This window comes from Dactylosporangium sp. CA-233914 (genome assembly GCF_050942935.1).
In the GTDB taxonomy this organism is placed as follows: Bacteria; Actinomycetota; Actinomycetes; order Mycobacteriales; family Micromonosporaceae; genus Dactylosporangium.
In genome coordinates, this window is sequence record NZ_CP192030.1 from 10213525 (window position 1) to 10236973 (window position 23449).

General features: G+C 72.2%; 21 protein-coding genes. 1 reads left to right on the forward strand and 20 read right to left on the reverse strand.

All coding sequences use genetic code 11. The features are described from left to right. Positions 1-26: 26 nt before the first annotated feature. The 19 genes from argJ to ACQPY0_RS45290 form a co-directional block, all read right to left on the reverse strand. Complete coding sequence (argJ, locus tag ACQPY0_RS45200) at positions 27-1202, reverse strand: bifunctional glutamate N-acetyltransferase/amino-acid acetyltransferase ArgJ (protein WP_432975385.1); 1176 nt, start codon at positions 1200-1202, stop codon at positions 27-29. Then, positions 1199-2203, reverse strand: coding sequence for an N-acetyl-gamma-glutamyl-phosphate reductase (gene argC, locus ACQPY0_RS45205; RefSeq protein WP_432975388.1), 1005 nt, complete (start codon positions 2201-2203; stop codon positions 1199-1201). The genes argJ and argC overlap by 4 nt, the downstream gene beginning before the upstream one ends. A 49-nt stretch (positions 2204-2252) precedes the next feature. Continuing rightward, positions 2253-3665, reverse strand: coding sequence for a hydrolase (locus tag ACQPY0_RS45210; RefSeq protein WP_432975391.1), 1413 nt, complete (start codon positions 3663-3665; stop codon positions 2253-2255). A gap of 114 nt (positions 3666-3779) precedes the next feature. Further along, positions 3780-6497, reverse strand: a complete 2718-nt coding sequence (locus tag ACQPY0_RS45215) for an AAA family ATPase (protein WP_432975393.1) — start codon at positions 6495-6497, stop codon at positions 3780-3782. A gap of 86 nt (positions 6498-6583) precedes the next feature. Then, positions 6584-7810 (reverse strand): hypothetical protein, encoded by a 1227-nt coding sequence (locus ACQPY0_RS45220; RefSeq protein WP_432975396.1) that lies wholly within the window; start codon positions 7808-7810, stop codon positions 6584-6586. Positions 7811-8198: 388 nt separating this feature from the next. After that, positions 8199-9224 (reverse strand): NAD-dependent epimerase/dehydratase family protein, encoded by a 1026-nt coding sequence (locus ACQPY0_RS45225; RefSeq protein ID WP_432975399.1) that lies wholly within the window; start codon positions 9222-9224, stop codon positions 8199-8201. Between the two features lie 25 nt (positions 9225-9249). Then, complete coding sequence (locus ACQPY0_RS45230; protein ID WP_432975402.1) at positions 9250-10047, reverse strand: glycosyltransferase family 2 protein; 798 nt, start codon at positions 10045-10047, stop codon at positions 9250-9252. Then, positions 10044-11255, reverse strand: coding sequence for a nucleotide sugar dehydrogenase (locus ACQPY0_RS45235; RefSeq protein ID WP_432975405.1), 1212 nt, complete (start codon positions 11253-11255; stop codon positions 10044-10046). Before ACQPY0_RS45235 ends, ACQPY0_RS45230 begins: the two co-directional genes overlap by 4 nt. A gap of 241 nt (positions 11256-11496) precedes the next feature. After that, positions 11497-13971 carry a phenylalanine--tRNA ligase subunit beta gene (gene pheT / locus ACQPY0_RS45240; protein WP_432975408.1) on the reverse strand — a complete coding sequence of 825 codons (2475 nt, stop codon included), beginning with the start codon at positions 13969-13971 and terminating at the stop codon, positions 11497-11499. 1 nt (position 13972) lies between these two features. Further along, on the reverse strand, positions 13973-15058 hold the full coding sequence (gene pheS / locus ACQPY0_RS45245) for a phenylalanine--tRNA ligase subunit alpha (RefSeq protein ID WP_432975411.1): 1086 nt from the start codon (positions 15056-15058) through the stop codon (positions 13973-13975). A 186-nt stretch (positions 15059-15244) separates the two neighbouring features. Further along, positions 15245-16009, reverse strand: a complete 765-nt coding sequence (locus ACQPY0_RS45250; RefSeq protein WP_432975414.1) for a TrmH family RNA methyltransferase — start codon at positions 16007-16009, stop codon at positions 15245-15247. A gap of 28 nt (positions 16010-16037) precedes the next feature. Beyond that, on the reverse strand, positions 16038-16400 hold the full coding sequence (gene rplT / locus ACQPY0_RS45255; RefSeq protein WP_033356865.1) for a 50S ribosomal protein L20: 363 nt from the start codon (positions 16398-16400) through the stop codon (positions 16038-16040). A gap of 90 nt (positions 16401-16490) precedes the next feature. Then, entirely contained in the window at positions 16491-16685 is a 195-nt protein-coding gene (gene rpmI / locus ACQPY0_RS45260) for a 50S ribosomal protein L35 (RefSeq protein ID WP_350550703.1), read from the reverse strand. Positions 16686-16934: 249 nt separating this feature from the next. Beyond that, positions 16935-17555: a translation initiation factor IF-3 gene (gene infC, locus ACQPY0_RS45265; RefSeq protein WP_432995625.1), complete on the reverse strand. Its 621-nt coding sequence runs from the start codon at positions 17553-17555 to the stop codon at positions 16935-16937. A gap of 244 nt (positions 17556-17799) precedes the next feature. Then, on the reverse strand, positions 17800-18276 hold the full coding sequence (locus ACQPY0_RS45270; protein WP_432975419.1) for a PH domain-containing protein: 477 nt from the start codon (positions 18274-18276) through the stop codon (positions 17800-17802). Between the two features lie 16 nt (positions 18277-18292). Beyond that, entirely contained in the window at positions 18293-19144 is an 852-nt protein-coding gene (gene hisG / locus ACQPY0_RS45275) for an ATP phosphoribosyltransferase (protein ID WP_432975422.1), read from the reverse strand. Between the two features lie 53 nt (positions 19145-19197). Next, the gene (locus ACQPY0_RS45280) at positions 19198-19461 is read right to left on the reverse strand and encodes a phosphoribosyl-ATP diphosphatase (protein WP_432975425.1); all 264 of its coding nucleotides are present in this window, start codon (positions 19459-19461) and stop codon (positions 19198-19200) included. 65 nt (positions 19462-19526) lie between these two features. Further along, on the reverse strand, positions 19527-20534 hold the full coding sequence (locus ACQPY0_RS45285) for a Gmad2 immunoglobulin-like domain-containing protein (RefSeq protein ID WP_432975428.1): 1008 nt from the start codon (positions 20532-20534) through the stop codon (positions 19527-19529). Beyond that, complete coding sequence (locus ACQPY0_RS45290; protein WP_432975431.1) at positions 20531-21151, reverse strand: SigE family RNA polymerase sigma factor; 621 nt, start codon at positions 21149-21151, stop codon at positions 20531-20533. Before ACQPY0_RS45290 ends, ACQPY0_RS45285 begins: the two co-directional genes overlap by 4 nt. A 68-nt stretch (positions 21152-21219) precedes the next feature. On the opposite strand from ACQPY0_RS45290, the gene ACQPY0_RS45295 reads away from it, so the two are divergent. Beyond that, positions 21220-21708, forward strand: a complete 489-nt coding sequence (locus ACQPY0_RS45295) for a hypothetical protein (RefSeq protein WP_432975434.1) — start codon at positions 21220-21222, stop codon at positions 21706-21708. Between the two features lie 110 nt (positions 21709-21818). Here the strand turns inward: ACQPY0_RS45295 and ACQPY0_RS45300 are convergent, their stop codons facing one another. Further along, positions 21819-22064 carry a hypothetical protein gene (locus tag ACQPY0_RS45300; RefSeq protein WP_432975437.1) on the reverse strand — a complete coding sequence of 82 codons (246 nt, stop codon included), beginning with the start codon at positions 22062-22064 and terminating at the stop codon, positions 21819-21821. Between the last annotated feature and the right edge of the window lie 1385 nt (positions 22065-23449).

The window sequence follows — 23449 nt, forward strand, 5'->3', positions numbered from 1 at the left end:
GCGCCCTCCGCTTCGCTCCGGACCGCTCACGAGCTGTACGCCGAGTTCTCGTGGACGTACCCCAGGGAGAGATCGTTCGTCCAGATCGTCGCGGACTCGTCGCCGGCGTGCAGGTCGACGGTGACGGTGACCGCGCGGGCGCTGAGGTCCACCCTGGAGCGCTCCTCGCCGGCGGCCCCGCCCCGGCAGATCCACACGCCGTTGATGGCGACGTCGACCTCGTCGGGCTCGAAGGCCGCGGCGGTGGTGCCGATGGCGGCGAGGATGCGGCCCCAGTTGGGGTCGTTGCCGAAGAACGCGGTCTTCACGAGGTTGTTGCGGGCTATGGAGCGGCCCACCTCGACGGCGTCGGCGGCCGACGCGGCCCCGGTCACCTCGATCGCGATCTCCTTGGTGGCGCCCTCGGCGTCGGCGATGAGCTGCCGGGCGAGGTCGGCGCAGACCGCGGTGACCGCCTCGGCGAACTCCGGCGGCGTCGGCTCGATCCCCGAGGCGCCGCTGGCCATGAGCAGCACAGTGTCGTTGGTGGACATGCAGCCGTCGGAGTCGACGCGGTCGAAGGTGACCGCGGTCGCCTCCCGCAGGACGGTGTCCAGCGTGGTCGCGTCGGCGACGGCGTCGGTGGTGAGCACCACGAGCATGGTCGCCAGGCCCGGCGCGAGCATCCCGGCGCCCTTGGCCATCCCGCCGACGGTGAAGCCCTGTCCACTGTGGACCGCGGTTTTCGCCACCGTGTCGGTGGTCATGATGGCCTGGGCCGCTTCGGCCCCGCCGTCGCGGGACAGGGCGCGGGTCGCCGCGTCCACGCCGGCGAGCAGCTTCGGCAGCGGCAGCCGCTCACCGATGAGGCCGGTCGAGCAGACCGCGACGTCGCCGGCGCCGACCGGGAAGCGCGAGGCGCGCCCGGACAGCACGGCGGCGGTGTGCTCGGCGGTGGCGTGGGTGTCCTGGAAGCCGGCGGGGCCGGTGCAGGCGTTGGCGCCGCCGGAGTTGAGGATGACGGCCCGCACGATGCCGGCCCGCAGCACCTGCTGGCTCCACAGCACCGGCGCGGCCTTGATGCGGTTGCTGGTGAACACGGCCGCCGCGGTGGTGTCGGGCCCGTCGTTGACGACGAGGGCGACGTCGAGCGCCCCCGCCACGGCCTTGATCCCCGCGGCGACCCCCGAGGCCCGGAACCCCTTGGGCGCAGTCACGCTCACGGCGCGATCCCGTCCACGGCGAGGCCTGCGGTCTCGGGCAGGCCCAGCATGATGTTGGCGTTCTGCACGGCCTGGCCGGCCGCGCCCTTGACCAGGTTGTCGGTCGCCGAGACGACGACGATCCGGCCGCTGTCGACGTCGAGCGTGGCCTGCAGGTGGGCCGAGTTCGAGCCGAAGGTGGCGCCGGTCTGCGGCCACTGCCCCTCGGGGAGCACGTGCACGAACGGCTCGCCCTCGTAGGCGGCGGCGAGCACCGCGTGCGCGTCGGCGTCGCCGAGCGGCTTGGCGGTGATCGTCGCCAGGATGCCCCGCGGCATCGGGGCCAGCACCGGCGTCATCGACAGCGTCCGCGCGCCGCTGGCCTGCTTGATCTCGGGCACGTGCTGGTGGGCGCCGACCTTGTACGGCGACATCGACCCCATCACCTCGGAGGCGAGCAGGTGCTGCTTGGGTGAGCGCCCGGCGCCGGAGGTGCCGGAGGAGGCCACGACGACCACGTCGTCGGGGTCGGCGGCCCCGGCGGCGATGAGCGGGGCTAGGGCCAGGACGGTGGTGACCGCGTAGCAGCCGGTGTTGGCGACCCGGGTCGAGGCCGCGATCAGGTCCCGCTGGCCGGGCAGTTCGGGCAGGCCGTAGGTCCAGGTGCCGGCGTGCGGGCCGGGGTAGTACTTCTCCCAGGCCGCCGCGTCCTTGAGCCGGAAGTCGGCGCCGAGGTCGACGATCCTCACCGACTCGGGCAGCTGGGCGGCCAGGGCCGCGGACTCGCCGTGCGGCAGCGCGAGGAAGACCAGGTCGGCGTCGGCGAGCGCGGCCGCCTCGGTCCTGGCCAGCACCACGTCGCGGAACGAGCGCACGTGCGGGTGGACACTCCCGATGGTCGATCCGGCCTGCGCGAACCCGGTGGCGGCGGCGAGCTCGAGGTTCGGGTGGCCGGCGATGAGCCGCAACAGCTCACCGCCGGCGTAGCCCGAGGCCCCCGCAACGGCGACACGTATTCCCATGCGTTCGACTGTATCGCTATGCAAGCGCAGGTTTCAAGCAGGTAATAACTCAGGCACCCTTGATGCTCAGGTCGTCCAGCAGGAAGGAGGTGGCCAGCTTGCTCCCCTCCACCCCGGTGAAGGTGATCTTCACCGGGCCGGTGGCGTTCACGGTGAGTGTCTTCTGCTGGTACACCGTGGAGGCGTCGAGGTTCGAGTAGGTCGCCAGGGTCGTGGCCCCGGCGGCCACCGTGAGCTTGTCATACGCTGTGGTACCCGTCTCCTCGGTGTCTACCCGCAGCCAGAAGCTCAGCGTCGCCCGCGTGCAGCCCGACGGGATCGTCACCGTCTGCGACAGGGTGTCGGTGTGCGCCGAGCCGTACCCGTCCAGCCACGCCTTCCACGACCCCGAGTGCGCCGGCATCGACGTGTCGTTCGACACCACGCCCGGCGTCGCGGTCCACGGGCTCGCCGAGCCGGTCTCGAGGCCGGGGTTGCCGAACAGCTCCGCCCCGCCGCACGTGCCGCCGCCCGGCGTCGTGGGCGGCGGGGTGGTGGTCCCGCCGCCGGAGCCGGCGAGCCAGGCCGTGGCGTTGAGGGCCAGCGCCGCGTTGGTACCCGCGGTGTCGTTCCACCCGTCGTACAGCGTGTTGCCGGACTGACCGGTCCCGTCGTCGATCGGCGAGCTGTCGCCCCACACCGCGACCCGCCCCGCGCCGAACGTCGACGTGGTGAAGAACGCCCCGGTCGTGCCGCCGGGGGTGAACCCGCTGCGGTAGACCAGCCCCTTCACCGAGGCGTTGCTCGCCGGGTGCAGCGTCTGGGTGCTGCCGTTGCGGATGATGCTGCCCCGCACCTTGCCGAACGGCCCGTTGATGACCGGGTCCGTGCCGCTGCTGATCGCCACCGGGTTCTCGGTGCCGATGTTGTTCACGTCGATGCTGAAGCCGAACGGGTCGGTGTCGTCGACGCCGTTGTTGCTCAGCAGGTCGTTGGCGATGCGCACCGAGTCCCAGCCGTCGTTGTTCCGGTCGCTGGCGGTGTGGTCGACGATGAGGAAGAACCCGCCGCCGGCCTGGATGAACCGCATGATCGCGGTCTTCTCGGCGGCGCTGAGCGGCGAGTTGGGCTCCGGCATCACGAACTCGTCGAAGTTCTTGAGATCCAGGGCCCCGGTGCCGCCGTAGGTGATGGTGTTGCCGGCGGGCAGCGTCTTGAGGCTGTACTGCCCGGTGCGCTGCAGTGCCACGCCCCACGCCGACAGCGCGCCGGTCCAGGACGTCTCGCTCGTCGGGTTGGCGTTCTGGTTCAGGGGGTCAGGCTGCGACGTACTGATGATCCAGTCGGCGTTCCCGGCAGTCTCGGCCTTGGAGTTGTCGAACAGGACCCGATGGACGGCGGCGGCCTCGGATGCGGACGCCCCCGCGAGATAGGTGACGCCCGCCGTCATGAGCGCGACGGCGAGCAGGGCACGCTTCAACACTGCTACCTCCGGTGGAAGGAATCGGAGGCAGTCTATGTATGACAAAACCACGCAGGCGTGAACGCACGGGTCAGGCGAGGGTAACCACGCCTGTTATTCGGGATCCCGCGGTTTCTATTCGGGATCCAGGAACCGGGCCAGCTGGGCGCGGTTGCGCACGTTGAGGCGGCGGTACAGCCGGGTCAGGTTGGCCTCGACCGCCTTGATCGACAGGAACAGCGCCCGGGCGATCTCGCGGTTGGTGGCGCCGGCCCGGACCAGCTCGACGATGCGCCGCTCGGTCTCCGACAGCCCCGCGCCCCGGCCGCCGTCGAGGCGGGCCAGGTCGGCCGCGGCGACCTCGCGCCACGGGTGGGCATCGGCGAGCGCGTAGCGGCGGACCGCCTCGGACAGCGCGGCTCGGGCGGCCCCGCGGCGGTGGGCGCGCCGCTCCAGGCCGCCGAGGGTGTAGTAGGCCCGGGCCATCTCCAGCGGGTACGGGTGGTCGGCCCAGTCCTCGATCGCGTGGTGCAGCGCCTCGGCGCCCTCGCGGGCCTCGCCGGTGGCCGCGGTAAGCACGGCGCGGGCGCGGGCCAGGCCGAGAAAGACAACCTTGCGGTCCAGGTGCTTGGCCCGCTGCTCGACCTCCTCGAGCACCTCGGCGGCCTCGGCCCGGGCGCCGGCCCCGACGAGCGCCTCGACGAAGTCGGCGTGCCAGGGCAGCACGCCCGGGTCGAGCCGGCCGAGACGCTGGTCGAGCGCGTACGCCTCGCGCATCGCCTCGGCGGCCGCCACGGGGTCGCCGCGCAGCATGTGCACGAGGCCGCTGGCCGCGTACGCGAGCTTGATCCAGTCCTCGTCCCCGGCGGCCAGGCACGCCGTGACGCCCCGTTCGGCGTGGCCGGCGGCCGCCGTGGCGGTGCCGCCCGCGTACTCGACCAGTGCCGCCACCAGGTATCCGGGACCCGGGGTGGTCTCGACGTCGACGTAGAGCCGCACGCAGTCGCGCCCGGCGGCGAGAGCGTCCGCGCACCGCCCGGACCGCCAGTAGATGCCGGCGACGGAGACGAGCACGGCGGCGAGGTCGCGCACGGTGCCGGACCGCTCGACGGCGATGCGCAGCGCCTCGATGCGCCGGACCGCCTCGGCGGTCTCGCCCTTGAACAGCCGGCTCATCGCCGCCACCTGCCGGGCCGCGACCGTGGCCGGGGTGAGCGACAGGCCGCGGGCGAGCTTGCCGGCGCGCTCGAGATACTCGTCGCCCTCGGTGCCGAGCAGGATGTTGCCGCGCCAGCTGAGGACCTCGACGAGCCGCTCCATGTCCCCGCAGAGCTCGGCGGCCTCCTCGGCCCGCTTCAGCTCGGCCAGGGCCGCCTCGCTGTCGCCGTCCCAGTTCGCCTTGATGCCCTTGTAGAGCCGCACGTGGGCGAGCAGGTCGGGACTGTCGACCGCCTCGACGAACGCGGCGTCGAGCAGCGGGCCGGAGTTGGAGTGGTCCTCCCCGGACATCTCGACCAGCAGCAGCCGCGCGCCGACCCGGGTGCGCCGGTCGGCGGCGTCGCGCAGGGCCGCCGCGGCGTGCCGGCGGGCGTCGGCGGGCGATCCGGCCGAGTACGCGTACTGGGCGGCGCTCAGCCGGCGTACGGCCGCCACACCGGGCGTGTCCCGCGGCGTGCGGTCCGCCGCGAGCGCCGCCAGGTCCGCGGCCATCGCCGGCGCCCCGCGCAGCCGGGCCGCCGAGGCCGCGTCGGCGAGGCACTCGGCCAGGCCCTCGTCGGGCTCGGGGCGGGCGGCGGCGAGGTGCCGGGCCCGGTCGACCGGGTCGGTGACGGTGTCGGCGAGCCGCTCGTGGGTCTCCCGGCGGGCGGGGACGGTCGCGTCGGCGTAGACCATCTCGCGCAGCAGCGGGTGCGAGAAGCGGATGGCACCGTCGGGCTCCACATGCAGTACACCCGCGGCGATCCCGGCCTCGACGTGCGCCTCGGCGAGCCCGCAGGCGCCGAGCAGGGCCAGGCTGGGGCGGGCCGCCGCGGCGATGACCAGCAGGGCCGGCCAGTCCTCGGCGGGCAGCGTGGCCAGCCGCGCGGCGAGCAGCTCGCGCAGGCGGTCGGGGACGGGCAGCGGGTCGGTGGCCGGGAACGAGCTGCTGCCGATGGCCCGGCCGAGCTCGACGGCGTAGAGCGGGTTGCCGGCGCTCGCCTCGTAGATGCGCTGCACGTGCGCCCGGCCGGCCTCGGCGCCGAAGCGGGCGCGCAGCAGGTCGGCGACGTCGCTCTGGGGCAGCGGCGGCACGGGCAGGGTGACGCTCGGCGGCGGGCACAGGTCGAGGCGGGTCGGCGCGCCGCCGTCGGGGACGCGCTCGGCCGCGAGCACCCGCACCGGGACCTCGCCGAGGCGGCGCGAGACGAACCGCAGCACGCCGGCGCTGGGCTCGTCGATCCACTGCACGTCGTCGAGGATGAGCAGCACCGCCCGGTCGGCGGCGAGCGCGCGCAGCAGCTCCAGCACGGCCAGGCGCACCGCGAGCTGGTCATGCGGGGTCGCCGGGAGCGCGCTGCGCAGCAGGGCGCCGTCCAGCGCCGCGCGCAGGTGGGCCGGGAGCAGGTCGGAGGCGTCGGGCGCGCCGTCGAAGAGGTCGACCAGCGCGAGATAAGGCAGGTCGGCCTCGGCCTCGGCGGCCGCCGCCCGCAGCACGAGGGCCTCGGTCTCGGCCACGGCGAGCGCATCGAGAATCGTGGACTTGCCGATGCCCGCGGGCCCGCAGAGCACGACGCTGCCCCCCGCCGCGAGCCGCTCCCGGGCGTGGTTCAGCAGATCGGCCCGGCCGATGGGCGCCGACGAGGAGCTCACCACGACGCCGAGTCTCTAACGAACGACCGTCCGTCGCAACGGCCGGAGAACGAAGCGGTACACCCGCGTGAAGCCGGAGCGACCGACGATCATCGCAGCCGGGAACAGGGCAGCACCGCCTCCCAGCCGAGCACGGGCCACTGCGCGATGTGCACATTCACGCCCGCCAAACCGGGCTGGACAAGGCATTCCTGCCGGGCCTGGGCCACCGCGGCGCTCCAGCGGGGCCCACCGTCGCGAGGCTGCGCGGGCCGCAGGTTGGCAGCGGACACGACGGCCAGAAGTGTCGCGAATATGACAAACGGCATGCGACCGGAGGAGCAACCGGGGACGCGGCTGAAGCGTTCGGGGCCCGCCACCAGGCACACTGCGGCTGCGATGTTCGGCAGGCTCACGAGCACCAGGTAGCGGTCCTCCCCGAACCCGTGCGCGGCCAGCTGCACGCCCCCGGCGAGCGCCGCGAACCCGGCGAGCGCGGCGGCGAGGCGTAACTGGGGATACGCGCGCCGCCACAGCGCGATGCCGGCCAGCACGGCGGGGACGAGCAGACCGGCGGCGACGAGCGCGCGGTGGCCCCACACGTCGTCGTAGGGCGGGGCGAGCCAGGCGGGGCCGAGGAACGAGCGGGGCACGCCCCACCGCAGGTACATGCCCGCGACCGCGACCGGGTCGTGCTGGGGCCGCTCCCCCAGGCCCCGCCGGGTGGTCCCGGCCAGCAGCGGGACGACCTGCAGCAGCGTGCCCGGCACGAGGCAGAGAGACTTCAAGAGCCATTCCCGGCATCGGTACCGCACGAGCCCCGCCAACGCCACCGGCACGAGCAGCACCCCGAGCATGGAGTTGAGCACGGCCAGCGCCGGCAGCCCCACGGTCAGCGGGCCGGTACGCCGCCACAGCAGCATCCACAGTCCCGCGTACACGAGCGGGAACTGCAGCTGCGCGAGCGCGTTGGGCACGAACCCCATCGGCAACGCGGCGGTGATCCCGATCGCGGCAGCCGGAAGGCGATCGACCCGCGAGCGAGCGGCCCAGAACACGGCCAGCCCGAGAAAACTGGTGATGGTGGCGTCGAGCACAGCGTTCAGGGCAGCGGCCCACTCAACGGGAAACAGCGCGATGAGCGCCCAGCAGCCCCGCGCGACGAGATGGTAGTAGCCGTTGAAGGGCGTGAAAATCGCCTCGTACCAGGGCAGATTGAGCGCGTCGGTAAGGAAGTTCTGCCCATCTTCGGCCCAGATGGAGTCGACCGCGCCCGGCTCCCGCGTCCGCGCCAGCCCAACAACCGCCCCGGCCGCCACCGCCCCGGCCCCAAACACGACCCCACGCCCCGCTAAATGCGGATATATCCGAAAAATCTGGCGCCCGCGCCGGACTTTTCGCCCCGACTCCCTTCCCCGCTCTTCGGACCCCTCCGCCTCCCCGCCACACTCCCGCGCCTCGGAAATCTCAAGCTCTCCGCGGCCCTCCCACCCTTGGCCACTCTGCGCGTCCGCGAATCTCTCGGGGCCCTCGCGCCCTCCGTGGTTCTCACACCCTTCGGGACTCTCCCCCGGCCGGCCCTTGAGGTCCTTCCGCACTTTGGCGGGCAGGCCCGGCGCCAGCTCGCCCGATATGTCCGAAATTTCGTGATGCTGGTCGATGCTCACGCTTACCCAACGAGAAAGGGCCCCGCCTGGCGGCGGAGCCCTTCTCGGGAAGCCCGATCTACAGGCGGCCTTCCTTGACCGCCTCGGTCACCCACGGGATGACCTCGTCCAGCATCTTCTCCAGCGAGGTCGTCGCCTCGAAGCCGAGGACCTCCTTGGCCTTGGCGCAGTCGGGGACGCGCTTCTGCACGTCATACTCGTACGGGTCGTCGGAGACCACGCGCAGCGGCACGTCCGGGCCCTTGATCTTGCGCCAGATCACCTCGGCCAGCTCCATGACCGTGGTCGACTCGGCGGTGGAGATGTTGAAGTCCTCGTTGAGCGCCGCGTCGGACTCCATCGCTGCGATGATGCCCTTGGCCAGGTCGCCGCCGTAGGTGTAGTGGCGCACCTGCTCGCCGGTGCCCAGGATGTGCAGCGGGTCCTGGCCCTTGATGATCTTCTGCACCAGGTCGGGCACGACGTGGGACATCGCGAGCTTCACGTTGCCCGACAGCACCTCGATCTCGCCCAGCGCGCGGCCCTCGCCGACGCCGACGCAGTTGAACGGGCGCACGATCGTGTAGGGCAGCTTGTACTGGTCCCAGGCGGCCTTCGCGAAGTACTCGACGGCGAGCTTCTGGAAGCCGTACGACGACAGCGGCGGCGGCACCTGGCGCTCGTCGCCCTCCTTCGACGGCCACGTGGTCGTGGACTCGAAGACCATCGACGAGGACATGTACGTCATCTTCTTGAGCGTGCCGGACTGGTGCGCCTTGATCGCGGCGTCGCACGAGGAGGCCATGATCCGCTCGTTGCTGGCCAGCAGGTCGTACGCGTACGCGTGGAAGTACGAGATGCCGCCGATGAGCGCCGCGCCGGCGATGAAGTGCTCGCAGCCGTCCAGCAGCTCCGTGACGAGGTCGACGTCGCGCGCGTCGCCCTCGACGAAGCGGTAGTCCGGATGGGAGTCGTAGCTGCGGGTGACCGGCCCGTACTTCGAGTAGTTGTCCAGGCCGACGACCTGGTAGCCGCGGGCGAGCAGCTCCTCGACGACATATCCACCGATGAAGCCGGCCGAGCCGGTGACCAGGACCTTTGCCACAAACGCTCCTTTTAGCCTCGAATGCCTAGCCTTGCGATGCCGACGAGCTCGCCCGGGCGGCCTGCGCGTCGTCGCGCGCGGCCGTGGACGCCGGGCGTTTCGCCAGCTTCTCCATTGTCAGTTTGGGACCGAACGCGAATCGGTACCACTTGAGGTAGCTCGGCATGAAACGCCCCACGTCGAAGCGCGACTCGCCGAGCTGCCGGTCGAGCCAGATGGTCGGGATCTCGGCGACGGGCAGCCGCAGGCGGGTGGCCTTCGCGGTGAGCTCGATGCCGATCTCGAAGCCGGTCTTCGACTCGATGCCGACCTGGCGCACGAACTGCGTCGAGTACGCCTTGAAGCTGTTGGTCGCGTCCCGGGTGCCGACGCGGGCGAACCAGTGCAGGGTCCGCCCGGCGGTGCGGGACAGCAACCGCTTGAACTTGGGCCCGCCGACCTGCTGCCCGCCCGGCATGTAGCGCGACGCGGCCGCGACCACGACCCCGCGGTCGACGAGCCGCGCCAGGTCCTCGATCTGACGCGGGTCGTCGGAGCCGTCGGCCATGGTGACCACGGCGACGGGGGCCCGGGCGACGTCGATGCCGAAGCGGATCGCGTTGGCCGGGCCGCGGCCGTACGTGTTGAGCACCGGGCGGACCCGCGGATCGCGGGCCCGCACCTCCATCGCGAAGGGCACCGTCGTGTCCTCGGGCATGTCGTGCACCACGAGGACCTCGGCGGGCATCATCACCTCGCGCAGGATCCGGTCGAGGCAGCGGACGATGGCCTCGCCCTCGTTGTAGACCGGGATGACCACAGAGATCTGTGGCGCCAAACTCATATACGCACGCCCTTGTTCGTCACGCCCCACATGTCCGCAACCGGGATTTCGGTCTCCAGGTCACGGTACTCCGGGTGAGGCGCGGCGATGATGAGCAGGTCCGCGCGGGTGAGGACCTCGTCGAGCGGCACGAACCGGTCGTCGCGGACGTAGGGGTCGGTGCAGAGGGTCTCCTTGGCCCGCAGCATGACGACCTTGCGCAGCTTGTAGGCCAGCGACTCGCGAATGTCGTCGCTGCCGCCCTTGAAGGCCATGCCGAGGATGCCGACCGTCATCTCGGACAGGTCGAAGCGCTCCTGCAGCTTGGACACGACGTAGAGCGGGAGGCCCTCGTTGATGAGCATCGCGCTGTGGCCGAGCACGAAGTTGTTGTTGTTGAACGCCGCCAGCTGCATCGTGTCCTTGAGCAGGCACGGCCCGGCCGCGAAGCCGGCGCCGGGCATGTCGGCGGCGCGCGGGTACTGGAAGCGGATCGCGTGCCGGATGCGCTCGAAGTCCAGCCCGAAGTCGTTGGACATCATCCAGAACTGGTTGGCGGCGGCGAACTTGATGTAACGCCAGGTGTTGGTGAAGAGCTTGGCGAGCTCCGCCTCCTCCGGCTCCAGGATCACGATCTGGCTGGCCAGGTTGCGGAAGAGCTTCTCGGCGCGCTCGGTCGCCTCGGGGGTGCGGGCCGCGACGATCTGCGGCAGCTCGAACAGCTCGGTCATCGCCTTGCCCTCGGCGATGCGCTCGGGGCAGAAGGCCACGTCGGCGTTGACGCCGAGCTTCTGGATGAGCTTCTCGGTGAGCGCCGTGACGCCCGGGTGCACGGTGCTGCGCAGCACGATGAGCTGCCCGTCGCGCAGGTATTCCGCGCAGCGCTCGATCGCCTTGGGCACCGCGGCGATGTTGGGGTTGAGGTGCTCGTCGACCGGCGTGCCGACGATCACGACCAGGTGCTCGGCCGTGGCGACGGTGGCCGGGTCGGTGCTGGCCTTGAGCCGGCCCTCGGCGACGGCCCGGGCCAGCGGCTCGGCCGCGCCCTCCTCGTCGAACGGCAGGGTGCCGCTGTTGACCACGCCGACGGCGGCCTCATTGATGTCGTACAGGGTCACCTGCAGGCCACGGGAGGCAAGGGCGATGCCGAGGGGGAGCCCCACCCGGCCGCAACCACCGATCACCACGACGTCGGTGGTGAACCCCGCCGATGCACTGACGTCTGACACGCGTTGCCCCTTCAGGAAAGTCATGGTCGGGCCCGGCGACTGGCACGGACCGTGTCCTTGTATTTGAACGCCGCTGGCTGCGTGGAAAGTTCGGCTCGGCGCCGTGACGGTACCACCTTCGCCGAACCCGGACCTGATCCTGCAGCTCACGGGGAGCCAGTGATGAGTCCGATATCGGATGTACGTGACGGCGGCCACATCCAGGAAGTGACCGCCGTCAATGTATGTCGTTATCGAATTGTCACGCTCCGCGCAGTACCGCACCAAACCGGTCCGAAGCGACGGCGACCGCGGCGTCGCGGGCCGCCAGCGCCTCCTCGCCGGTGAGCGTGCGGTCCGGCGCGCGGAACGTCAGCTTGTAGGCCAGCGACTTGCGCCCCTCGCCGAGCTGCTCCCCGCAGTACACGTCGAAGAGCCGCACCGACTCCAGCAGCGACCCGGCCCCCTCGGCCAGCGCCGCCTCGACCTCCCCGGCCGGGGTGTCCGCGTCGACCACGAGCGCCACGTCGATGAGCGCCGTCGGGAAGTTCGACAGCCGGGGCGCGATCGACACGCCCGGGATCGGCAGCGCGTCGAGGTCGAGCTCCATGGCGACGGTCCGGCGGGGCAGGTCCAGGTCGGCGCAGACCGCCGGGTGCAGCTCCCCCGCGTGCCCCACGACCGTGTCACCGACGAGCAGCGCCGCACAGCGACCCGGGTGCCACGGCGCCTCGGCCGCGCTGCGCACGGTGAGCTCGACGCCGGCCGCCGCGGCGACCGTGCGGGCGGACTCGACCGCGTCGGCCCAGTCGGCCGGGCGGCCACCGCCCCACCAGCCGGCCGGGTCGGCCTCGCCGGCGATGACGGTGGCCACGTGCCAGGGCTGGTGCGGCAGCAGTGCCTCGACCGCCGCGAACTCCTCGGCGCTCGGCGGCCCGTCGACCCCGTGCGCCGGCGCGACCGGCAGCGGCCCGTCCGGGAGGAACACCGGCCCGATCTCGAACAGCGCGAGATCGCGCAAACCGCGACCGAGGTTGCGGCGCAGGGCGGCCAGCAGCGGGGGCAGCAGCGTGGTGCGCAGCCCCGGCTCCTCGTCGGAGAGCGGGTTGCGCAGCAGCAGCATCTCCCGCCGCGGGTCGTCGTCCGGCACCCGCATGGCCGAAAGCGCCGGGGTGCCGACGAACGGCCAGCACAGCGTCTCGACGTAACCGGCGTCGGCCAGGGCCCGCCCGACCGTGCGGCGGCGCCGCTGGGTGGCGGTGAGGCCGCGGCCGGGCGGGGCGATCGGCAGGACGCTGGGGATGCGGTCGTACCCGTCGAGGCGCAGCACCTCCTCGGCGAGGTCGGCCGGGTCGTTGAGGTCGTGCCGCCAGCTCGGCGGGGTGACGGTGAGCCGGTCGCCGTCGGCCACCACCTGGGTGCCGATCATCGCGAGGATCTCCAGCACCCGCTCCGGCGTGTAGTCGACCCCGGCCAGCTGCGACGGGCGCTGCACGGACATGGTCACCGGCTCCGGCGGGACGACCGCGTAGACGTCGGTGACCCCGGCGGAGATGGTGCCGCCGCCGTGCTCGGCCAGCAGCGCAGCCGCCCGGGCGCAGGCCGCCGCGGTGATCTGCGGGTCGACGCCGCGCTCGTAGCGCTTGCCGGCCTCGCTGGGCAGCTTGTGCCGGCGGATCGTGCGGGCGACCGAGCGCGGGTCCCAGTGCGCGGCCTCGAGGAGCACGTCGACCGTGTCCGCCGCGACCTCGGTGGTCGTGCCGCCCATGACCGCGGCGAGCGAGACCACGCCGGTGCCGTCGGCGATGACGATGTCCTCGGGGTCGAGCACCCGGTTGACGCCGTCGAGCGTGGTCAGCTTCTCCCCCGCCTGCGCCCGGCGGACCACCAGCGGACCGGTGAGCCGGCCGAGATCCCAGGCGTGCATCGGCTGGCCCATCTCGATCATCACGTAGTTGGTGATGTCGACCGGCAGCGAGATCGCGCGGATGCCGGCCGTGGCCAGCCGCTGCTTCATCCACTGCGGGGTGGCCGCGGCCGGGTCGACGCCGCGCACGGCCACGGCGGTGAAGCGGTCGCAGGCGACGCTGTCGAGGACCTCGATCGGGTACGCGTCCGAGCCGTCGCCCGCGAGCGGCACCACCGCCGCGACCGGGTCGCGGAAGGCGCTGCCGAAGGAGTGCGACAGCTCGCGGGCGATGCCGCGGACGGAGAAGCAGTACCCGCGGTCGGGGGTGATGTTGATCTCGACCACGACGTCGTCGAGCCCGACCAGCGGCCGCGCCTCGTCGCCGGGCTTCGCGGTGCCCTCCGGCAGCACGATGATGCCGGCGTGGTCGTCGCTCACGCCGAGCTCCTGGCCGGAGCAGATCATGCCGTTGGAGACGTGGCCGTAGGTCTTGCGCGCGGAGATGGTGAAGTCGCCGGGGAGCACGGCGCCGGGCAGCGCGACGACGACGAGGTCACCCTCGGCGAAGTTGCGGGCGCCGCAGATGATGCCCTGGGGCTGGTCGTTGCCGACGTCGACGAGGCAGTACCGGATCGGCTTCTTCAGCCCCGTGAGCTCCTCGATCGACTCGACCCGGCCGACCACCAGTGGCCCGGTGACGGTGGCGCCGGCGTCGACCAGCTCCTCGACCTCCAGGCCGACCTTGACCAGGGCCTTCTCCAGCCCGTCGCCGTCGAGGTCCGCCGGGGTGTCGACGTGCTCGCGCAGCCAGGAAAGCGAAACGCGCACCTCAGGCCTCCCATCCGAACGCCCGCGCGTATCGCACGTCGCCCTCCACCATGTCGCGCATGTCGCCGGCCTCGTTGCGGAACATCAGCGCCCGCTCGATGCCCATGCCGAACGCGAAGCCGGAGTACTCCTCCGGGTCGATGCCGCAGGCGCGCAGCACCCGCGGGTTGACCATGCCGCAGCCGCCCCACTCGACCCAGCGGGGGCCGTCGCGGTGCTGCGGGAACCACAGGTCGATCTCGGCGCCCGGCTCGACGAACGGGAAGTACGACGGGCGCAGCCGCGTGCGGGCCTGGTCGCCGAACATGCCCTTGACGAAGTTGTCGAGGGTGCCCTTGAGGTGGCCCATCGTGATGCCCTTGTCCACGACCAGGCCCTCGACCTGGTGGAAGACCGGGGTGTGGGTGGCGTCGAGCTCGTCGGTGCGGTAGGTCCGCCCGGGGCAGACGATGTAGATGGGCGGCTTGCGGCTCGTCATCGTCCGCGCCTGCACCGGCGAGGTGTGCGTGCGCAGCACCACCCGCGAGTCATTGTCCTCATGCGGCGCGCCGGCCTGCACGAAGAAGGTGTCCATCATCGTGCGCGCCGGGTGGTCCGGGTGCATGTTGAGGGCGTCGAAGTTGTACCACTCCCACTCGACCTCGGGCCCCTCGGCGACCTCGTAGCCCATGCTCACGAACAGGTCGCCGACCCGCTCCATGATCTTGGTCAGCGGGTGCTGGGCCCCGGCCGGGCGGCGCGCGGTCGGCAGCGTGACGTCCACGGCCTCCTCGACCAGGACCCGCTCCTCGCGCTCGGCGGTGAGCACCGCGAGCCGGGCGTCGAACGCGGTCTGGATCGCGACGCGGGCCTGGTTGACGCGCTTGCCGGCGTCGGCCTTGGCCGCCGGGGGCAGCGAACCGATCTCGCGGCGGGCCAGCGACACCGGGGCGCGGTCGCCGAGGTGCTGGTGCTTGAGCGCGGCGAGCGCGTCGAGGTCGCCCGCCGCGGCGAACGCCTTGTCGGCCGCGGTGACCGCGTCGTCGAGCGCGCTCTGGTCGAGCAGCGCGGCCTGTTTCGGGTCGTACGGATCATTGCGGTACGTCATCGGACTCTTCCCACGGGAGATTGGCCTCGGACATTGTAGTTAGGACACTCTGGGTGAGGTCCGCCCGCCGGCCGTGGGAAGGTGTCAGGAGGGGTGAGTTCCCGTCCGCCCACCGTCGCCGGCGGGCCGGATAAACAGGATCACCACGTCACTCCCTCAAGCTCTACCGCTTCAAGCTCTGCCGCTTCAATGCGCTCCGCGGAATGCCTTCGCGGAACTGTACAAGCATACAGCCGCGGCTGCGGCCAGATTGAGGCTCTCCGCGCCGCCGTAGAGCGGCACCCGGACCCGGCGGTCGGCGTCGAGGTCCGTGGGCAGGCCGTGGGCCTCGGAGCCGAACAGCCACGCGGTGGGGCGGCCCAGCGTGTCGAGGTCGAACAGGTCGGTGTCGCCGTAGCCGTCGGCGGCGAGCACCTGGATACCGGCGGCGCGCAGCGCGGCGACGGTCGCGGCGGTGTCGCGGGCGCGGACCAGGTCGACGTGGAAGAGGCTGCCGGCGGAGGAGCGCACGGCCTTGCCGTTGTACGGGTCCACGGAGTCGCCGGCGAAGACGACGGCGGACGCGCCGGCGGCGTCGGCGGTGCGCAGGACGGTGCCGGCGTTGCCGGGGTCGCGGATGTCGACGCAGACGGCGACCAACTGGGGTCTTTTGGCGAGCGCGGTGTCGAGGGACACCCCCCGCTGCCGGCAGACGGCGACGATCCCCTGGGGCTGGACGGTGTCGGCGAGGGCCTGCAGGGCGGCGGCGTCGACGAGCGTGTGGTCGGCGGTGAGCTCCGGGTAGCGGCCGGCCGCCTCGGCGGTGGCGAAGAGCTCGACCACGGCGCCGGTGCGCAGCGCCTCGCGGACGGCCTGCGGCCCCTCGGCCAGGAAGCGACCGGTCTCGTCACGGTCGCGGCGGCGGTGCAGGCGCCGAGCGGCGACGACCCGAGGCGTCCGTACGGTGAACACCCCGGGTCGTGAACGCTGAGCGCGCGGGTCAGGCTGCGGCAACGGCCGTCTTCGCCACCTGGACCAGGCCGCTGAACGCCTTCGCGTCGCTGACCGCGAGCTCGGCGAGGATCTTGCGGTCCACCTCGACGCCGGCGAGGCGCAGGCCCTGGATGAGGCGGTTGTACGTCAGGCCGTTCGCGCGGGCCGCGGCGTTGATGCGGGTGATCCACAGCTGGCGGAAGTCACCCTTGCGGTCGCGACGGTCGCGGTAGGCGTACTGCATCGAGTGCAGCACCTGCTCCTTGGCCTTGCGGTAGAGCCGCGAGCGCTGCCCACGGTAACCGCTGGCGGTCTCCAGGACGGTGCGGCGCTTCTTCTGGGCATTCACTGCCCGCTTCACGCGTGCCACGGTTCTTACTCCTCATGCGAGACCGGCCCGGGGCGATGCCCGCCGATAGGCCGGTCGGAAAAATCGAAAAGGGGGGAGAGCAGCGCCGTCTTATCGGCCGAGGAGCTTGTTGACCTTGCGGGTCTCGGACTGGCCGAGCTCGACGTTGCCGCTCAGCCGCCGGGTCCGCCGGCTGGACTTGACCTCGAGCAGGTGCCGCTTGCCCGCCGGCTCGCTGAGGATCTTGCCGCGACCGGTGATCTTCACGCGCTTCTTCATCCCGGAGTGCGGTTTGAACTTCGGCATGCTGATGTTGCCCTTCATTCATCGGGTGCGCCGGCACCGCGGGCCGCCGTCAGGCGGCCCAGTGCCGGAGCGCTCCGGCGCGCAGCCGGGAACGCCGCATTGTGCGGGTCCCGCCCGCACGACGCGGTGGTTGACATGGTGGAGCAGCGCGCCGGTCCGTCGGTCACGGACCGGGCGTTATCGCGACGCCCGGTCGTGGTGACGACTGGTGGGCGCTAGTGCTTGAACTGGGGCCCGCCGCTCAAGCGCTCAGGCCTGATCAGCGGTGACCGGCTCGGGCAGGTCGGCGACTGGCTCGCCCTCCGGGCCCGTGCTGCCGTCCGCCTTGCCCTCACGCCGCTCGGTCGCGGCGGCCTTCACGTTGCGGTGCGGTGCCAAGACCATGATCATGTTGCGGCCGTCCTGCTTGGGCGCGGCCTCGACGAAGCCCAGCTCCGAGATCTCCTCCGAGAGCTTGCGCAGCAGCCGGAAACCAAGCTCCGGGCGGCTCTGCTCGCGGCCACGGAACATGATCGTTACCTTGACCTTGTCGCCCGCCTTCAGGAACCGCACCACGTGACCCTTCTTGGTCTCGTAGTCGTGCGGATCGATCTTCGGGCGGAGCTTCATCTCCTTGATGACGGTCTGCTGCTGGTTACGCCGGGCTTCCCGGGCCTTGAGCGCGCTCTCGTACTTGAACTTGCCGAAGTCCATGAGCTTGCAGACGGGCGGGCGTGCCATGGGCGCAACTTCGACCAGGTCCAGGTCCACGTCGGCGGCCAGCTGGAGTGCGCGCTCGAGCGGGACGATGCCCACCTGCTCACCCTCCGGGCCGACCAGCCGGACCTCACGTGCCCGGATCTGCTCGTTGACGCGTGGCTCGACGCTGATGTGGCCTCCTCGATAGGTGCTTCAACTCATGTGGCCGATCGCATCCCCCGCCGGGCAACGCCAAAAACCCCCGCCGCGCATGCGCAGGCGAGGGCCGTTCGACCGAGTGCCCAGACTCTGCTGGGCACCGCAGTCGGACCGGACCCGGCTGCCCTGAGCTGCTCGGGTGGAGACCTTGCCTCTTAGTCTTGGCGCTGGTCCCGCTTCGGACACCCCGCTTGGGACGGGATGCGGTCGACGCGGACTACTCTACCACGGCCGGTGTCAAGCTCGCCGCGTGGAGGGCCCGCAGCCCCCGGGCGACCCGGACGGCGTAGTCCTTGTCGGCCATCTGCACCGCCATCACCGCGACCCGCTCGTCGTCGTGCAGGTCGAGGGTGAGCCACGGGGCGCCGCGGCCGAACGTCACCCGCCGCACCGAGTCCCAGGGCAGGTCGTAGGAGCCGATGATGTTGCGCACGCGCACGCCGTGCTCGTCGGCGTCGACCCGGGGACGGGTCATCAGCAGGATGCCGGCGGCGGCGCACAGGCCCAGACCGATCATCGCCGCCTGGTCGCCGCGCTGGAAGTATCCGGGGCCGTCGCCGGTCTTGCCGTGCAGCCCGAACGCGATGAGCGTAAAGACCACCACGACGACGAGCGCGAGGACATACGCGATGATGCGCGCCCGTTGCGGGCGGGCGACGACTGGGGCCGTGACCGTGGTCTGCACGCTGCTCACGGCCCCCAGTCTGCCACTACAGCCGGCAGGCGTGGATTCCGGTCACCAGGATCGCCCGGGCGCCCACGTCGTAGAGCTCGTCCATGATCCGGTGCACGTCCGCCTGCGGCACCATCGCCTGGACGGCGACCCAGCCCTCGCGGTGCAGCGGGGAGATCGTCGGCGACTCGATGCCCGGGGTCAGCGCGACGGCCGCGTCGAGCACGTCGGCCCGCACGTCGTAGGCGAGCATGACGTACTGCCGGGCGACGAGGACACCCTGGAGACGGCGCAGCAGCTGCGGTACGCCCGCAGGAAGCTCCTCACCGGCCCGGCGGATGAGCACCGCGGACGATTTCAGGATCGGCTCGCCGAGCGTCTCCAGCCCGGCCTGGCGCAGGGTCTTGCCGGTCTCGACCACGTCGGCGATGACGTCGGCGACGCCGAGGCGGATGGCGTTCTCCACGGCGCCGTCGAGCCGGATGACCTCGGCGCGCACGCCGTGCTCGGCGAAGTAGCGCTCCATCACGCCCGGGTAGGCGGTGGCCACCCGCAGCCCCTCGAGGTCGGCGGGCGCTGCGCCCTTGACCGAGCCGGGCACGGCGGCGAAGCGGAACGTGGCCCGGCCGAAGTTGAGGTCGAGCACCTCCACGGCCGGGCTGCCCGCGTCGATGAGCAGGTCACGGCCGGTGATGCCGAGGTCGAGGTCGCCGGAGCCGACGTAGGTGGCGATGTCGCGCGGGCGCAGGTAGAAGAACTCGACCCCGTTGGCCTCGTCGCGGCACAGCAGGTCCTTGGGGTCGGAGCGCTGGCGGTAGCCGGCCTCCTGCAGCATCTGGGCGGCGGGCACGGCGAGAGTGCCCTTGTTGGGCACGGCGATGCGGAGCATGGCTGGTCTGGTCTCCTGACGGGTGAGGGATCTAACGCAACGACGGGACCGAACTACAGATGTCGGTAGACGTCGTCCAGCGACAGCCCCGTCGCCAGCATCAGGCACTGCACCTGGTAGAGCAGCTGCGACAGCTCCTCCGCGGTGCGCTGCGGCCCCTCGTGCTCGGCCGCCATCCAGCTCTCGGCGGCCTCCTCGACGACCTTCTTGCCGATGAAGTGCACGCCCTTCTCCAGCGCCGCCACGGTGCCGGATCCGGGCGTGCCGGCCGCCGCCTTGGCACTCAGCTCGGCGAACAGCTCCTCGAAGGTCTTCACGGGCAGGAATTCTCGCAGGCCTTGCCCCCGAAACGGAATCCGATTGATGACAGGCGTGTCGCGCCTCACGCCACGGTGAATTCGTGGTCGTCCACCCACTGCACGCTGCCGTCCTTCTGCGAGATGAAGTAGGCCTCCACGGTGTACCGTCCCGACGGCAGCGTCAGCGTCACCCGCGCCTCCCCGAGCGCCGGCGCCCCCGCACTGAGCTGCACGACCCGCTCGTCGACCGGGTTGCCGGCGCTGTCGCGGACGCGCAGGCTGACAGTGCCCTCGGAGACGATCCCGGCGAGGTACACCGTGAAGGTCTTGCCGACCACCGCCCCCTGCTCGGGCTCGATGACCCAGACCGGCGCCTGGACGTCGGCCATGGCCGCCTGGCGCAGCGGCCGGCCGGTGTCCACACTGCCCCAGAGCTTCGCCACGGGCGCGCCGTCCACGAGCAGGCGGACGCCGTCGCTGTGCTTGATCGAGGTGTACGTCGAGACGGCGAGCACGGTGTACACCAGCTGCTGCGCGGCGAGGCCCGGCGTGCCACCGTTCGCGGGCCCCGTCCCCACGTTGCCGAGGTCGACGGTGACCTCACTGCCGGCGATCGACACGGCGCGCACGGTGACGCCCTGCGGCCACAGCGTGTGGTAGTCCGGGTCGACGGCCCGGCCGGTCAGGGACATCTCGACAGCGGCCCGGATTCGGGCCGTGTCCGTGTCCTGGGGCAGGGCGGCGGGGAGGAACTCGCGGTACAGGCGGCCGCCGCGGCTGAAGTACACCGGCAGGTTGACCGCGTGCGGGGCCTGCGGGCCTCCGCTCGGCGGTGTGTCCGATTTTTCGGAAATAGTGGTACTTGGGGGATTGTGCTGGCCGTCGCGGGTCGCCTGGACCACGACGGCCACCGCGCCGACCGCCGCCGCGGTGGCCACGACCGCGCCGAGCGCCGCCCACCGCCCGCGGCGGCGGTTACCCGCGGTGCGCATGCGGATGCGGGGCAGCGCGTCCGGCGCGACCTCCACCTCGTCCGCCCGGGCCCGCAGCGCCTCGCGCAGACGCTCCTCCGGAGCCTGTCCCGGCCTCATCGCGCCTGCTCCAAACTCTGCCGCAGCGCCGCCATCCCGCGCGACGCGTGACTCTTGACCGCGCCGCGGCTGACCCCCATGGCGTCGGCGATCTCGGCCTCGGAGAGCTCCGCGTAGTACCGCAGCACGATCGCCTCGCGCTGGCGGGCCGGCAGCCGGCGTACTGCGGCCAGCACCTCCCGGTGGGCCAGCAGGCTCAGCGCGCCGGTCTCGGCACTCGCCACCACCTGCGGCCCGTCCGGCCCGCGGGCGATGTGCCGCTCCTGCACACCCCGCTTGCGCAGCGCCGAACGTGCCCCGTTGACCACACTCGTGCGCAGGTACGACAGCGCCTTGTCCGCATCGCGCAGGCGCCACCACCGGCGATGCAGCGCGACGTACGCGTCCTGCACCACGTCCTCGGCCACCCCCTCGTCACGCAGGAGCAGCACCGCGAGGCGGACCAGCGCCCGGTAGTGCGCGCCGAAGAGCGCCCCGATCGCGTCGTCGGCGCTCCACCCGCGCACGTCCTCGCCCGGCCGCCGCCGCCCGAGCGCCGGGTCGCGCCCGGGTCCGCCGGGGGTCCTCGCCGCCTGCACCGGCCCACCGTCCCATGCCGCTGCCGCGGCGTCGGCCATCACACCTCCACGACGCGCGAGTGCGCCCATCGGTTTACCGGTCTGATCACCTGGTTACCCTGTGCGTCGTGGATACGGAGCGGAAGTACACCGACGAAGAGTGGGGCCTGCTCGTCGGCCTCCCCCAGTCCGTCCTGATCGCGGCGTCCCAGGCCGAGCACGACGGCGCCCGGCGCACCCGCGAGGAGTGGACCGCGGGCATGACCGCGATCGCCGACGGCCGCGGCTCGTCCAGCGCCCTCGTGAACGCCGTCGCCGCAGAGGTGGTCACCCGCCAGGGCGACGTCACCGATGGCGACGAGCCCCCGGTCATCGAGTTCCCCGACCGCGACGCCGGCCTGGCCGACGTGCTCTCCCGCGCCAAGGCGGCCCACGAACTCCTGGCCGCCAAGGCCGAGCCCGCCGACGCCGAGGCCTATCGTTTCTGGGTGGTGACCGTCGCCGAGCAGGTCGTGGGCGCGGCCCGCACGGGCGGCGTCCTGGGCCTCGGCGGCGAGCAGGTCACCCCGGCCGAACGCTCGTTCCGCGACGAGCTGGCCGCCGCGCTCGAGGTCTGACCCGTCGCCACCCGGCCCCCGCCGGCCACCGGGGGACGTCGCCCACCCAACGGCGTCCCCGCGCTGGCTCCATGGTTCCGAACGCCCGCCGACCGACCCGTTTTTCCTGCTCACGGATTTTTGTCGTACCTGTGTTCTAAGTTGTTCCCATGACTGAGGTGGTGACCGCAACCGCCGATTCGGAGTGGCGTATTCGGTTGGATGCGATGCTGGCCGAACACCGTCGTCGTGTGGCCCACCGTCGCGCGGTCCGCGCCGAGTTCGCCGAGGCCCGCCGCCGCGGCTTGGAGGCCCGCCACGCCGAACGCCTGGCCCGCCTGGACGCCGAGGCCCGCACCGCCGAAATCACCGCCCACTGGGCCGAACAGGACGCCCGAGCCGCCCGCCGCCGCTCCCTGCCGCCCCAGCCCAGCCCCCACCGCCCAGCGACCCAGCCCAACCCAGACTGTCCGCCAACCCAGCCCGACTCCCTCGGCCCAATGGCTCGGCCCGACTCGCGCGGTCCGGTGGCTCAGCCGGACTCCCACGGTCCAGCCACCCAGCCCGACCTGGGCTGTCCACCAACCCGGCCCAACTTCCGCCGTCCCGGACCCCAGCCCGCGCTCCGCCGCCCATCGACTCAACCCGACCCAGGCTGTCCGCCGACCCAGCCCAACTCCCGCCGCTCGGCTACCCGGCCCAGGCCCTGCTCCGATCCGTTCGCGGAAGCCCCGCCCGGACCGCCTCGCCCTCATGACCTTGCCGCCCCACCGGCGCAACCCCCGCCGCCGACGTCCCGTGCACCATCACCAAAGCCTTCGCCAAGGTCTTCGCCGTCACCGCGCTCCCAGCCAGCACCAACGTCACCCCACCCCCAGCCCGTCCAGTCACCGCGTTCCCGACCGGTCCAGTTGTCGTGCTGTCGATCCGTGGCATCACCACCGCCGCAGCAAAGGCCGATCCGCTCCGGCGACACCGCGCCACCGCCCACCTCCGCGACACCCGCCGCCCGTCGGCCCGCCACCCGTCGACCCCGTGGGTCCGCCACCCGTCGAACCGTCGCCAGTCAGGCCGTCACCTGTCGGACCACCGCCAGTCGGCCCGCCGCTCCGCCGGCGCATGCCCTGCAACCGCTGAGCCCCGCTTCGGCCCGGCCCTCATGCGCTTCTCCCGGACCGCGTCCACCGCGTCATCCACGCACCCGATCTCGCCGGCGGTCGCCTTGGACCACCAGACGGCTTGAGGCCAGTCGCTGGACGCGCGGCTCGACAACATCACCACGGCCGACGACGCCGGGTCTGTCGCTGCCCGCGTTCGCCGCCTCGGCTGGTAGGAGTCGAGCAGGAGCGGGGGAACGTTCCCCGCCGACGTGACCGCAGTGTCGTCACCAGTCGGAATCGACGCTCCGCCATTGCCCTGGCCGCCGAGTCGGCGCCCAGCGTCACCGACCCAAGCGAGCCCAGACCATGGGTGTACGGCCTGAACCGCCGCAACACGGGCGAGCGGCAGGCCGGCAAGCGCATGGACGATGGATCCCGGGCGCTTCGATGACAACAAGTCCGGATCGCCGACATGGGCGCTCCTTGTCGGAGTCTCCAGAGCGCACCGACAGTGGGCAGGGAACTGCTCCGTCGCGCCGGCACAGCAACGCTGCATCCCGCCTGCACGCCCTCCTCCGAGCGCCTGCACGCCACTCCCCGAGCGCTGGCGCGCCCTCCGCGAGCGCTGGCGCGGCCCTCCGCGCGGGCCAGGCATGTCCGGA

Coding starts and splice junctions, on each gene's coding strand:
- hisG (WP_432975422.1), bottom strand. CDS start 19,144: ATGCTCCGCATCGCCGTGCCCAACAAGGGCACTCTCGCCGTGCCCGCC.
- rpmI (WP_350550703.1), bottom strand. CDS start 16,685: ATGCCGAAGTTCAAACCGCACTCCGGGATGAAGAAGCGCGTGAAGATC.
- pheS (WP_432975411.1), bottom strand. CDS start 15,058: ATGACGTACCGCAATGATCCGTACGACCCGAAACAGGCCGCGCTGCTC.
- ACQPY0_RS45230 (WP_432975402.1), bottom strand. CDS start 10,047: ATGAGTTTGGCGCCACAGATCTCTGTGGTCATCCCGGTCTACAACGAG.
- ACQPY0_RS45285 (WP_432975428.1), bottom strand. CDS start 20,534: ATGAGGCCGGGACAGGCTCCGGAGGAGCGTCTGCGCGAGGCGCTGCGG.
- ACQPY0_RS45290 (WP_432975431.1), bottom strand. CDS start 21,151: ATGGCCGACGCCGCGGCAGCGGCATGGGACGGTGGGCCGGTGCAGGCG.
- argC (WP_432975388.1), bottom strand. CDS start 2,203: ATGGGAATACGTGTCGCCGTTGCGGGGGCCTCGGGCTACGCCGGCGGT.